At 63.0% G+C, this 12,749-nt stretch carries 12 protein-coding genes and 1 pseudogene; 8 read left to right on the top strand and 5 right to left on the bottom strand.

Annotated elements, in window-relative coordinates:
• Position 1: 1 nt before the first annotated feature.
• Both R3P93_RS24590 and R3P93_RS04295 read left to right on the top strand, forming a co-directional pair.
• Positions 2 to 520, top strand: a complete 519-nt coding sequence (locus R3P93_RS24590; protein ID WP_353852273.1) for a DUF6153 family protein — start codon at positions 2 to 4, stop codon at positions 518 to 520.
• A 196-nt stretch (positions 521 to 716) separates the two neighbouring features.
• Positions 717 to 1,283 carry a DUF305 domain-containing protein gene (locus R3P93_RS04295; protein WP_310886822.1) on the top strand — a complete coding sequence of 189 codons (567 nt, stop codon included), beginning with the start codon at positions 717 to 719 and terminating at the stop codon, positions 1,281 to 1,283.
• A gap of 316 nt (positions 1,284 to 1,599) precedes the next feature.
• Here the strand turns inward: R3P93_RS04295 and R3P93_RS04290 are convergent, their stop codons facing one another.
• Both R3P93_RS04290 and R3P93_RS04285 read right to left on the bottom strand, forming a co-directional pair.
• Positions 1,600 to 2,421, bottom strand: a complete 822-nt coding sequence (locus R3P93_RS04290; RefSeq protein ID WP_032375700.1) for a cytochrome c biogenesis CcdA family protein — start codon at positions 2,419 to 2,421, stop codon at positions 1,600 to 1,602.
• Positions 2,418 to 3,050 carry a TlpA disulfide reductase family protein gene (locus R3P93_RS04285; RefSeq protein ID WP_080736598.1) on the bottom strand — a complete coding sequence of 211 codons (633 nt, stop codon included), beginning with the start codon at positions 3,048 to 3,050 and terminating at the stop codon, positions 2,418 to 2,420. Before R3P93_RS04285 ends, R3P93_RS04290 begins: the two co-directional genes overlap by 4 nt.
• A 154-nt stretch (positions 3,051 to 3,204) precedes the next feature.
• On the opposite strand from R3P93_RS04285, the gene R3P93_RS04280 reads away from it, so the two are divergent.
• Positions 3,205 to 3,336, top strand: a complete 132-nt coding sequence (locus tag R3P93_RS04280) for a DUF3703 domain-containing protein (protein WP_080733457.1) — start codon at positions 3,205 to 3,207, stop codon at positions 3,334 to 3,336.
• A gap of 9 nt (positions 3,337 to 3,345) precedes the next feature.
• Here the strand turns inward: R3P93_RS04280 and ccsB are convergent, their stop codons facing one another.
• The 3 genes from ccsB to R3P93_RS04260 form a co-directional block, all read right to left on the bottom strand.
• Positions 3,346 to 4,317, bottom strand: coding sequence for a c-type cytochrome biogenesis protein CcsB (gene ccsB / locus R3P93_RS04275; protein ID WP_032375699.1), 972 nt, complete (start codon positions 4,315 to 4,317; stop codon positions 3,346 to 3,348).
• Between the two features lie 4 nt (positions 4,318 to 4,321).
• Positions 4,322 to 5,974 (bottom strand): cytochrome c biogenesis protein ResB, encoded by a 1,653-nt coding sequence (gene resB / locus R3P93_RS04270; RefSeq protein ID WP_052061714.1) that lies wholly within the window; start codon positions 5,972 to 5,974, stop codon positions 4,322 to 4,324.
• A gap of 342 nt (positions 5,975 to 6,316) precedes the next feature.
• Positions 6,317 to 6,484 carry a hypothetical protein gene (locus R3P93_RS04260; protein WP_155288775.1) on the bottom strand — a complete coding sequence of 56 codons (168 nt, stop codon included), beginning with the start codon at positions 6,482 to 6,484 and terminating at the stop codon, positions 6,317 to 6,319.
• A 115-nt stretch (positions 6,485 to 6,599) separates the two neighbouring features.
• Here R3P93_RS04260 and R3P93_RS04255 point away from each other — a divergent pair, with 115 nt between their 5' ends.
• The 5 genes and pseudogenes from R3P93_RS04255 (at position 6,600) to R3P93_RS04235 (ending at position 12,512) form a co-directional block, all read left to right on the top strand.
• Complete coding sequence (locus R3P93_RS04255) at positions 6,600 to 6,977, top strand: hypothetical protein (protein ID WP_155288774.1); 378 nt, start codon at positions 6,600 to 6,602, stop codon at positions 6,975 to 6,977.
• Between the two features lie 91 nt (positions 6,978 to 7,068).
• Positions 7,069 to 7,899 carry a GNAT family N-acetyltransferase gene (locus tag R3P93_RS04250; protein WP_128645572.1) on the top strand — a complete coding sequence of 277 codons (831 nt, stop codon included), beginning with the start codon at positions 7,069 to 7,071 and terminating at the stop codon, positions 7,897 to 7,899.
• Positions 7,899 to 10,241: pseudogene (locus R3P93_RS04245) on the top strand (transglycosylase domain-containing protein). The gene R3P93_RS04250 and the pseudogene R3P93_RS04245 overlap by 1 nt, the downstream one beginning before the upstream one ends.
• A 238-nt stretch (positions 10,242 to 10,479) precedes the next feature.
• Positions 10,480 to 11,319: a hypothetical protein gene (locus tag R3P93_RS04240; protein WP_032401331.1), complete on the top strand. Its 840-nt coding sequence runs from the start codon at positions 10,480 to 10,482 to the stop codon at positions 11,317 to 11,319.
• Between the two features lie 383 nt (positions 11,320 to 11,702).
• Positions 11,703 to 12,512 carry a F510_1955 family glycosylhydrolase gene (locus R3P93_RS04235; protein WP_128645573.1) on the top strand — a complete coding sequence of 270 codons (810 nt, stop codon included), beginning with the start codon at positions 11,703 to 11,705 and terminating at the stop codon, positions 12,510 to 12,512.
• The last annotated feature ends 237 nt before the right edge of the window (positions 12,513 to 12,749 follow it).

The following is a 12,749-nucleotide window of genomic DNA, read 5'->3' as shown; positions in this document are numbered from 1 at the left end:
GATGTCCACGGTCCGGACGCCGCGACTGCGAGGAGACCGGATGCCCGTGTGGCAGACCGGTAAGATCGAACCGGTGAGGACTTCAGCCACGGAACCCATGAACCAGAAGTGGCTCCTAGGTGCTGTTTGCGCTTCGATAGTGCTGTTCGGAGTCCTTCTCATGCATTCTGCGCCGATGTCGTTCGCAACGGCGACGAGTATCGGCGAACACTCGATGACCTCGACGGTGAGCGCTCCACCTGCCGTCGACGAGCATTCGGGAGCATCATCTGCGACAGCATCGGAGAGTGGTTCCGCAGCACACTGCGGGAACGGCTGTGGCGATCACAGCTCGGTCATGCATCTGTGTCTGGCTATCATCGGTGCTGTCGCGGCGTTGGCCGTCTTACGGGCAATCGTTGTGGGCTTCGCCGGTTCTCTCGTCCACGCTGCGCGGCTGTCGGCAGTTCGTCGTCGAACCGGGCACCCGCCGCCCTGGACCATTTTCACTCTCTCCGAATTGTCTGTGCTTCGGATCTGACAGGTGACTCACCGTTGTGTGAGACACAGATGTCGACGGGTCAGTGTGCCTGTCGATCCGAACCACCCCACCATAATTTCAGGAGTTTGTTATGCGTTCGAATCGATCTACCCGTTTCACGATCGCGATAACGGCGGCTTCCGCTGTCGCCGCCGCAGTTCTCGCTGGCTGCAGCAGTAACGACGGCGAAATGAACATGCCCGGCATGTCGAGCAGCGATACACCGGCCTCGTCGTCCTCCGAGAATTCCGCCGAAGCATCGGCCGAATTCAACGATGCCGATGTCACGTTCGTCGAAGGGATGTACCCCCACCATGCACAAGCGGTGGAGATGGCTTCACTTGTCGACGGCCGAACCGAGAATGCTCAGGTCATCGAGCTGGCCCAGGCCATCGAAGCAGCTCAAGCACCGGAGATGGAGCAGATGAATGCCCTGCTCACCGCATGGGGACAGCCCGCAGCGTCCGCCGACATGGGCGGAATGGACATGGGCGGAATGGACATGGGCGGTATGGACATGGGGAGCGGTGGCATGACCGGCATGATGAGCCAGGAAGACATGGACATGTTGTCGGCCGCTAACGGAGCGGAGTTCGACTCCATGTGGCTCACCATGATGATCGAGCACCACAAGGGGGCAATCGAGATGGCTCAGATCGAGTTGGCCGACGGCTCCAATGCTGATGCCAAGGAGCTTGCCTCCACAATCATCGATGCGCAGCAGAGCGAAATCTCCACAATGGAAAGTTTGCTCGCCCAGTAACTCTCAATTCTGGGAACTATCAACCGTAGGGCGGGGCTCGGCTAATACCGAGCCCCGCCCTTCGGTTTCGAAGGACCTGGCCCTTTTAGCTGCCACACCGATCAACACGGCCCCGGAAACATGCCCTCCCCTGCTGATGCACCCGCCTGCGGGGTCCTTGGGACACGCAGATCCGCGGTAGGGACAGGGGGCGGCTCTCGGATCGGGTCATCGCGGCCCGGCGGGGGCGCGCCGTCGACAGAGAGTGGGTTCGATACCACCGGCACTGGCAGTTGGGGAGGCGTGGTCTTGCACGTGCGGCTGCTCGGTTTCCTTCTCAGATGGGTAATACAACCGAACTGACGAATTCATTGCGTATCCAGGCAATGAACAGACCCCACACCCCCGTCAGCAGGGCGACACCGACGGCGATCATGATCACTCCGCCTGCCACTTTGATTCTCTGCGAGTTCCGCCGTAGCCAGCCGACACCGCGCATCGCCGAACTCGAGCCGAACGCGAGGACCACGAACGGTAGACCGAGTCCCAGACAGTAGGCGACGATGAGAGTGACGCCGCGCGCTGCGGTTGCGCCTTCAGTGCCAGCGGCAACGGACAACACCCCGGCGAGCGTGGGGCCAAGGCACGGCGTCCAGCCGAGCGCGAACACGCCACCGAGCAGCGGCGCTCCAGCAAGAGACGAGATGGTTTGCGGCGCGAATCGAGTGTCGCGTTGGAATGCGGGAATGAACCCGATGAACGTCAAGCCCATGATGATCGTGATGGCACCGCCGACCTGCTGAAGCACCTGTTCGTTGATGCGCAGGGTGCCGATGACCCCGAAAATCGAGGCGGTGGCGAGGACGAAGACGATGGTGAAGCCGGCGACGAACAACCCCGCTGCACCTGCCACGCGCCAGCGGCTTGCCAGCTTCGGCGGTGCTTCACCAGTCGAGGCGGCGGCGAGCGACGGCACGTCGGCACCTGCGATGCCCGCCAGGTACGACAGGTAGCCCGGCACCAGGGGCACCACGCACGGTGACGCGAACGAGACCAGCCCGGCGAGCATACATGCGGCGATCGCCAGTACCAGAGGTCCGCTCGATGCCAGATTTTGGAACGTCGAGCCAACGCCGCCTTGGGCAAGAAGAACAGTCATTCGTCTGCTATCCGTTCGACGACAGGGAGCAGGTCTTCGGCGAGGAGGGCACGCATGAACACTGCCGCCACCCGGTGCTCTCGATCGAGTACCAGCGTCGAGGGAATCACGCTGGTCGGGTAGTTCCCGCCGAGGGCGATCAGCGTCCGCATCGAGGGGTCGTAGATCGAGGCGTAGGAGACATTGTTGTCGACAACGAAGTCCTGCGCTTTGTCCTTCTGCGGATCTCGAACATTGATACCGAGGAACTGCACACCGCGCTCGCGGGTTGCTTCGTAGACCTCTTCGAGGTCGTCGGCTTCGCCGCGGCAGGGGCCGCACCACTGACCCCAGAGATTGATCACGACCACCTCGCCGTCATAGTCCGACAGAGCGGTGTTCTTACCTTCCTCCATCAGATCGGGTCCGGCGAGTTCACCGATGGTTCCGCGCGTTTCGGGGGGATCGTAGACGATGTCGGTTTGACCACCGGGTGCAACGAAATCGAAGCTACCTCCGGAGGGCACGGCGTCGGCGCCTGCGGAACATCCGGAGACCAGGAGTACAACGGCAAGGATGGATGCCGTTGCCGTGGCGGGCAGACTGCTCTGTTCGCGTGTGCGAGCCCCCGTAGGGCGGCCGAGTCTCATGAAGTCGACGCCTTTGCTGCAGTACGGATCTGCGCCGATGTCTCGAACATCGTGGGATCGGTGACGCGGTCGATGCCCCAGTCTTGGCCGGTGACGAAGCTCGGGGCACTGTGACTTCCCTCTCCGGAATGCACTACGGACACGAGGCAGTCAGTTGATTCGGATCGTGGTCGTGGCTCCTGGATCCTGGTCCGGTCGATACCCGGTCGGCAACACCGGCCGGGTCGACGCGGGATTGACGCGACCGGTGCCGCATGACCTCGCCGAAGCACAGGGCGGCGGCTAGCAGGCGACATCAGTTCAAACCCGCGTACGAATGCAGTCCGGAGACCACCATGTTGATGATGAACAGGTTGAACAGCATGGCCACGAATCCGGCGATGTTGATCCACGCGGCCCGGGTGTCACGCCACCCGCTGGTGGCCCGGGCGTGCAGGTACGCGGCGTAGATGATCCACGCGATGAATGAGACCGTCTCTTTCGGGTCCCAGCCCCAGAACCGACCCCACGCGGCCTCGGCCCAGATCGCGCCGAGGATGACACCGATTCCGAACAGGGGAAACGCGAAGATGGTGGTCTTGTACGCCAGCACGTCGAGCGAGTGCGCCGAGGGGAGACGAGCGACGATCCGGCCCACTCTGCTGTCGGGGACGGCGTTGTTGTTGGGATATCGGATCCGGATCAGGAACAATGTGCTGGCTGCACCGGAGATCAGGAACACCCCGCTGCCGAGCGAGACGACGGAGACGTGCACGGGGAGCCAATACGACTGCAAGGCTGGTACGACGGGCGCCGCGTTGGCATAGAGCACAGTTCCGGCAATGAAGAGCAGGATCAAGGTCGGCACGAGGACGAACAACCATAGTGTGCGCAGTTGCTCCGAGCGCAGCACGATCAGTCCGGCAAGTATGCCGGCCGCGCATGTGACGGAGACGAATTCGTACATGTTTCCCCACGGCGGGCGGCCAGTGGCGATCCCGCGCAGGACGATCGACCCGATATGCAAAGTGAGTGCGAGCATTACCAGGGCGAGTCCCGTGCGGCCCAGGCGTTCGGACGGGGCTCTTCGCTCGGGGACCGGCACGTATCCCGGTGTCGATGATGTCGCTGCGATCAGTTGCGGATGCAGACTCGAGGCCCGGCTCAGAGTCGCTGTTCGTGTCGTTGCGAGTTGTGCGATGAACAGGATCGCGGCGAGAAGGTAGACCACGAAGGCGGTCTCGAAACTGATGTCGCTCCAGCGGGCGAGGTTGTCGTCGATCGGCATGGCGCTACACCGTTTCTGTATCGAGGGTCTCGGAGTGGTTCTTTGTCCGCGGCGTCCAGATTTCGGTGCGGAGGGTCTCGAATTCGGGTCCCCATCCGGCGTGATCGGTACGGGCGAGCCCGCCCATCTCCACGCTCGATCGGCCTGTTTCGGCCGGGAGTACACGGAACCAGACTCGACGTCGCTTGATCACCAGCGAGACCAACAGTCCGGTCATCATCGTGATCGCGAACACGAGCACCCACAACTGTGCGGGGTCGTATCCGACCTGCAGGTTGGCGAACTCCTTGGCGCCGTTGAATCGAATGTTGGTGCCGTCGGTGAGGGTCGTCGATTCACCGGGACGCAGGTTCACCCGATCCTGCTTGACAAGTCGGCCCTGGTTGATCATCTCCTGGTCCAGGGAGAAGATCGACTGGGGTATGCCGGTGTCGAGGCCGGTATCTCCTTTGTAGATATCCACTGCCACAGCAGGATCGACCAAGTCCGGGAAGCGGGAGGAGAGCAGGGTTCCGTTGAATTGCGCAGTGGGAGCGAAGAGGCCTTCGATGGCGATCTGGCCGCGGCGTCGCTCATCGGCGGTGGCATAGGTCCCGCCGGGTGGATCGAAACGCAACGCCCCGCTACTCAGGAACGTGGTGGCGTCGTCGGGCCGGAACTGCAGGGCCTCGGTTCGACTCTGACCGTCGGGGAAGGTCACGGTGAATTCCGGGGCGTATCCGTGGCCGGTGAGGTAGATGCGTTCATCTCCGAGCCGGAGGGGTTCGTTGACTTTGAGTTGATAGTCGCGCCAGGTGTCTGCGGCGATGTCGTCGGCGGACTGGTAGGAGATGTTCGAGGTGAACATCTCTGCCTGGCCGTTCTCAAGGTAGTCGGCGTTGAAGTCCTTGACTCTGATGCAGAACGGCTCCAGCCCGGTTCCGTCGGTGCTGTTGCCGGCCCGGAAGGAGTCGTAGATGGCGGGCGAGGTGTTGCAGAAACCGGGCCCGTTGTCGGCGATGACGATGACCGATCCTTCGTAACCGAAGAGCTTGCCGATGGCGATGGCCGCGAGCAGACCGATCAGCGAGAAATGAAAAAGTAGGTTTCCCGCTTCGCGGGTATAGCCCTTCTCGGCGGAGAGGGTGAGCGCCCCATCGGGCTCGGGCCTAACGGCAGTACGCCACCCTCTCAAGTGGGGCGCGATGTCGTCGATGACGGTTTTCGGGCTACCGGCGAGAGCGCCCGAATGATGAAGCGGTAGTCGCGAAAGGTTTCGGGGTACGCGAACTGGCTGTGCGCGAAGGGCTTTACCGTGTTCGATCATTCGGGGAGTCAGGCAGCCGATCAACGACACAAACAGTAGGACGTAGATGGCGGTGAACCAGAAGCTTCCGAATACGTCGAACAATTCCAGCGTGTCCATGACGGCCCCGAGAGCCGGGCGCGCTGCGATGTAGGAATCAACCGCCTGGGTGTTGAGATTGCGCTGTGGCAGCAGGGCGCCTGGGATTGCTGCGATAGCGAGCAAAAACAGCAGCACCAGTGCCGTTCGCATCGAGGTCAGTTGCCGCCACCTGTTGCGCACCGCAGCGATTGCTCTGCGTAACCGTCCCTGCGATGTGAGCGCCGGGGTTTGATCAGCTGTCACACCGCCACACCCTTTCGACGATTGCATCTCAATTACTATGCAACATAGTAGTTGATGGGCCGTGTGCAGTTGTGCGCGGTAGTCGCCTGGGCGAGAGGGTAAGTGCTGCAACCACAAACGTGGTATTTGGTCCATCCGGAACGCTGCCGGGCTGCGGTTCGGTTTAGGCCGCTTTCGGCCCCACGGTAGGCGCGGATCGGTTCTTCTACTCATGCCGTCCAAACGCGTTTCATCCCGCGGAGTAATACCTGTGCGGTGAGATCAGGCACACTTGCACTAGCTGTTTTGCGTGCCGAGTACGAAGCGGCGCGGTTCCCTCTGCAGTTGATCGAGGATGTCGCGATGTCCCAACTCGATGAGCGAGCGCCACTACGACTGGCCTACGAGGATGTACTGGTCACCGTGGATCGCGCCGCCGCGCACCTGCTCGATGACGGGCCCGCCGCCCTCTGGGTCACCACGGCCCTGCGCCAACGTCGAACCCAACAATGCCTGGCAGTTGAGGGTGCGGCCCGCATGGAACGCTGGAGGCGTCACCGCACACGGTATTCGTCGCTAGCGCGGGTAGACGGCGACATGGATCTGCTATTTTCGTCGTGTGTGTCCGATTCGGTTGAGCGAGTGTATTCGCCGAATTCTGCTCTGGTCCATCATGGCGGCCACGGCAGTGGCGGTGCTGATGATGTCGCAGGTCGCACACACCACCGCAGAGCCCGGCCACGCTCCGCTGGCTGCGGTCATCGAGAGCGTCCCGGAAATCGAGCACACGTCGGCGCCGGAGCAGGACGAGGGGATCGGCGGTAGCGCGTCCAGTCATCACGACAATCACGGATCCCTGATCGGGTCCGTCCACATAGCGGTGGCGATCCTTGCGCTAGGGCTGGCAATGTTGCTGCGCCGGACCGGATGGACAGTGCTACTGCACCAGCTTCGAGGTCTACAGGCATCGAGATCGTCGCCAACTGAGAGGTCGGTCTCTCCCCCTGCGCCGATGTCCGTGCTCGACGCGGCATGCCTTCTGAGGGTGTGAGAGGTCTGCGTTTGCGCAGATCGGTCCACCTTTCTTCTCGCGCGCCGCCTCCGCGGTGAGGGCGCGAGCCTGCCTCGTCGAGGACAACGCCATGCATATCTTCTTCAACGTTTCATCGTCTACGCCGCACCTTTGTTTCCCTCATCCCAACCCCGCCGCGCCTCCTCCCGGAGTCGCGATCGTCCTTCGCGAGGCCGGGCCGCACGATCTACCGCAGAGCGCGCAGTTGCACCTCGACGAGCTACCGATTGGCCTGTTCCCCGAGCTGGGAGCACGGTTCCTGCGCCGGTGGCACCGCAGCTTCGTCAACCGACGACACGCCATCGCTCTTGTCGCAACCGATAGCGAAGGCGCCGTCGTCGGATTCCTCCTCGGCACCCTCGATCACCATGCCCATATCGGTGATCTACTGCGCGAGAAGATGACCGTGCTGCCGTTGGCTGCACACGCCGGTGCGGCGATGGCAGTCCGCCCGCGCACCGCCATGCGGTTCGTTCGTACGCGTCTTCGCCCCTGGTGCAGAGCGGTGGCGCGCGCTCGGCCCATCCCACTGCCGAACGGCGAACCCGAGACTCCCCCGGCCGACAGTGTCGCCGTCGTCGTTGCGATAGCGGTGAGCCCACGGGTGCGAGGGATCGGAGTGGGTGCACAGTTGCTCGACTGGTTCGAATCCGACTCTGCGCGGGCAGGTGCACGTTGCGCCGAGCTGTCCACCGATCTCGGGGTGGCCGACAATGCAGGCGGCTTCTACGAGCGCCTCGGATGGCAGAAAAGCGGAAACCGTCTCGATCGAGATGGCCGGACCATGCAGACCTACCGGCGAGAGCTAGACGGCCGCTGCGGCCGTGCTCCGCTCCCCTTGTCGGTCCCACCAACCCGGACGACCGCGAGCACTGCCCCGTCGACAGAAACGAGACGATGATGTCAAGCACCCGACGAACGGTGTTCGAACTCGTGGGATGCACTGCGCTCGCAGGCGTGCTGCTTGCAGGAGTGTTGTTCCCCATCGTCGGTGGCCTGGGATACGTCTCGAACCGCGCCGCTGACACCGACGACAACGTTTCCGGCGAACTCGCCGAGGGCGTAGTTCCTGCCATCTCGACGATGACGGACGTGGCAGGCAACCCGATCGCGTGGCTATACGAGCAACGCCGTTCCGAAGTGCCGAGCGCGAAGATCTCCAACGAGATGAAGCTTGCGATCGTCTCCGTCGAGGACCGGCGCTTCGCAGAACACCAGGGCGTGGACTGGCAGGGAACGTTGCGAGCGTTCTTGACCAACACCACCAGCGGGCAGGTCGAGCAGGGCGCATCGACACTCGATCAGCAGTACGTGAAGAACTATCAATTACTGGTCGTCGCTGACACCGACGCCGAGCGGCGTGCCGCGATCGAGACCACGCCGGCTCGCAAGATCCGCGAGATCCGAATGGCGTTGTCCTTGGACAGAGAATTGACCAAAGACGAGACATTGACCCGCTATCTGAACCTGGTTCCGTTCGGCAATGCCTCGTTCGGCATCCAAGACGCCGCGCAAACCTACTTCGGTGTCGATGCCAGCGAGTTAACGGCGACGCAATCAGCGATGCTGGCAGGGATGGTTCAGTCCAGTTCGGCACTGAACCCGTACACCAACGTCGAGGGAGTCACAAGCCGCCGAAACCTTGTCTTGGACAACATGATCGAAACCATCCCGAACCGAGCCGCAGAATTCGAGGCCGCCAAATCCGAGCCATTGGGGGTGCTGGCCGAGCCCAACACCCTCCCACGTGGATGCATCGCCGCCGGTGATCGAGGGTTCTTCTGCGACTACGCACTCCAATATCTTGAGGACGCCGGTATCAGCCGCGAGCAGATCGACGAGGGCGGTTATCTGATCAAAACGACTCTCGACCCGGCGGTGCAGAACTCGACCCAGGCCGCACTGACCGCGAACACAGATCCCGACCTCGACGGTGTCGCCACCGTGATGAATGTCGTCGCACCCGGACAGGACGAACACCGCATCCTCGCCATGGGCAGTAGTCGCACCTACGGACTCGATGCCGACGCCGACGAAACGGTTCAGCCGCAACCGTATTCACTCGTAGGCAACGGCGCCGGGTCGATCTTCAAGATATTCACCACTGCCGCCGCGATGGAACGCGGACTCGGCACCAACGCCACACTGCAGGTTCCCCGGCGCGTCGAGGTCAGGGGGTTGGGCGACGGCGGCGCGCGTAACTGCCCGGCGGGCGCTTACTGCGTGGAGAACGTCGGAAACTACCCACCGGCGCTGACGGTCACCGACGCACTGGCGCAATCACCGAACACGGCGTTCGTGAAGTTGCTCGAGTCCGTCGGTGTCACACCGACAGTCGACATGGCAGTGCGGCTAGGGCTTCGCTCCTACACCCTCCCCGGCTCGTCTGGATTCGACGAGCAGAGCATGGCCGACCTCCAGAAAGAGCAAAGCCTCGGCTCGTTCACACTCGGACCTACCTGGGTCAACCCGCTCGAGCTGTCCAACGTCGCAGCTACCCTCGCCTCGGGAGGTACTTGGTGCCCGCCGAACCCGATCGACTCCATCTCCGACCGCGAGGGTGTAGCTGTACCGGTCACACAACAAGCGTGCGAGCAGGTCGTCGAACCCGGCCTGGCCAACACACTCGCCAACGCGATGAGCAAGGACGACCAACCCGGAGGAACCTCGGCATCGGCGGCCGGGTCCGTGGGCTGGACGCTGCCGATGTCCGGGAAAACCGGCACTACCGAATCCAACCGATCCTCGGGCTTCCTCGGCTTCACCAACCGCTACGCCGCCGCCGTCTACACCTACGGTGACTCACCGACACCGGGCCAGATCTGCTCCTTCCCACTGCGGCCCTGCAGCTCCGGGAACCTCTACGGCGGTAACGAACCCGCACGAACCTGGTACGACGCGATGGACCCAATCGCCACGAACTTCGGCCCCATCGAGCTGCCACCGGTCGACGACAAATACGTCCGCGGCTCCGCCAACGGCCAAGTACCTGAGGTCAGCGGCATGAGCCAGTCGTCGGCCACATCGAGATTGGAAGCAGCAGGATTCTAGGTGACCGTCGTCACCACCACCGGTCAGGGCGCTCGCGGTACCGCTACCGGCACATCCCCATCCGGCGCGGCGATCCCGGGATCGCTGATCACGCTGTACATCAGTGACGGCTCCCCCGCCCCCGACCGCACGCCCACGCCAGCGCCGCCCAGTATCGACATTCCCGGCCTGCCGCTACCGCCGCCGCGGTGATCACCCACGACACTCACCCTTGAGACCCCCGCGCACGAAAGGAAACGCCATCACAGTCAGCCGTCGACAACTGCTCACAGCCGCAGCGGTTTTGCCGCTCACAGTCAGCTGCACCATCAACACCGCCGACAGACAATCCCCCAGCCTCGCACCGAGCAGTAACGCATCTCCCGCACGGTCCCCGGCCGTGAGCGCACCGAGCAGTCGATCATCGGCCCCGGTGAATCCGGGGCGGTGGATGCCGACAGCTGGCGAAGTGATGCCCGAGATCAAACGCGCAGCGACGAGCTTCCTCGAAGCAGGTGGCAGCTGGAGCGAGGGAGGAGGAGTACTCGACAGCTTGCGCACCGCAGGGGTATCGCTCGAAGTCGCGGCGACGGCAGCACTGCTTCAACCCGACGAGGCCCTCGCCAGCACCCTGCGAGTGGTGTATCCGCAGTACGCCGGAATCGGTCCAGAGAGTGCTGCAGTGATCGTGCTGTTCGACCAACTCCTACAACGCCCCACGCTCGCGCAGCCGGCTGAGACGACCCGGCAGATGGCACTCGATATCCGGCTCAAGCGCGACATCGCCGCTGGCGCGGCCTGGACGGTGGAAAAGATCAACCCTTTGACCTCTCTTGGGTCCCCAGTACCACTGACCGCCGCTGCGTCGTCGGTGCTGAGCAACCCTCGCATCACGCTCTCCGAGCCTGCACGACTCGACATCGGAACCGGACGCATCAACAACAATGTGCTCCAGATCATGCTCGGACTTGCCGATCGATTCACCTACGCAGTGCAGGTGATGCACACCGGTCACATCCAGACCGTCTTCCCGCACCCGCGCTTGTCCAACCACGCAGTGGGACGAGCGGTGGACATCCGAGAAATCAACGGTCGGCGCGTTGTCGACGATCCCTTCAACAACCCAACGATCTCCGAATTCGTCACTGCGGCAGCCCTACTGGGCGCAACCGAGGTCGGAGGTCCGACCGACCTCAACGGTGACCGTCCAGGATTCTTCACCGACGACGTGCACAGCGACCACGTCCACGTCGGCATCACCCCGGGCGACGCACCGGCGCATCTGCGATGACACCGAACCGGATGGGCACTTCGGCCTGACCTGCCCGAAATACTATGCTGGTTAGTAGTTGAGTGCTCGCCACGGCGAGGCGGGTGAAGGTGTCGGAATTGTTCGCACTCAGCCGATACCGATCGTCGGTGCGATGTCGCTGCCACGGCTGTTCGCCGCCGAACGATCCGCGCTCGTACATCGCCTCAGTGATTGGAGATTAAGTGAATGGAGATGAAGGTCGATGCGTCTACGTCGTCCCGCACATACCGCCCGAGCAGTCACGTCCACCTCAGCCGCCGTATCCGGTCATGTTCACCGCGCCTGACCGGGAGATCACTTGGCGTTGACGCTCAAGCGATTACATCACCGAGCCCTCATCGACAGAACGAGAACCGCACTTTATGTCCATCTCGCTTTCCCGCATCCTGCTGCCGTCTCTGATCGCAGCTCTGTCCCTCGTTGGATGTTCCGCTCCGGCAGCGACTGACGGCGCGGCCGATCCGGCAGTGGTCGACTTCACCTCCTCACTGGCTCATGTGCACGGATTGCACGTCAACGCCGATGGCACCGTCCTCGCTGGTAGCCACACAGGACTCTTCGCCATCGGTTCGTCCGGAAACCTGACCAGGGTCGGCTCTTCCGACGATGACTTCATGGGTTTGTCGGGTGTACCGGCCACCGATACCCTCTTCACCTCCGGTCATCCCGGCGAATCCAGCACGGCGGCGAACCCACTGGGACTGCGTAGCAGCAATGACGGCGGAATGTCGTGGTCGGATCGGTCACTGGAGGGACAAGTCGACTTCCACGCGCTGGCTGCCGATGGACGCATCCTCGTCGGATTCGATGGCAGTACCGGTCTACTCGTCTCCGCCGACAGCGGCTCCACCTGGACTCCCGGCGCCGCTGCGCCCGCGGCGTCGTTGGCGATTACGAGCTCCGGAGTATGGGCGGTGACACCTGAGGGACTTCAGCACAGCACCGACACGGCCCGAACATTCTCTCCTGTCCTCGACGCACCGAACTTGGTATTGCTCGCCGGTGCCGGCGATGCACTGTGGGGGATCGACACCGACGGATACGCCTGGCGTAGTCGCAACGGCGCCGATTGGCAGAAGCGTTCCGCAACCGGGTCCGTCGAGGCATTGACCGCGGTCGACTACGACACCGCCTACGCAGCCAGCCCCCAGGCGTTGTACACACTGACGTAACTCGGCCCGGTCGAGACCAGCCCGACAACAGATAGCGACATTTCGACGCGACCGCAGGCGGTCACCCGCGCGGCTGATGCGGGCGCTTGCCGCTGTTGAGCGGCTTACTCCCTCTTCCTCCCCTGGGGTTCGGCCCGCCACGAGATCCCGCGATGACACCTGTCGTCTGCCATGAGCATGGGACCAGCGTGACCTGATTTCTGCCAGGGTGATGGGACCACCTGGATTGCCAGTTAT

The sequence above is a fragment of the Rhodococcus cerastii genome, assembly GCF_033042195.1.
Taxonomy (GTDB): domain Bacteria; phylum Actinomycetota; class Actinomycetes; order Mycobacteriales; family Mycobacteriaceae; genus Rhodococcoides.
This window is presented reverse-complemented; position numbering and strand designations above follow the sequence as displayed.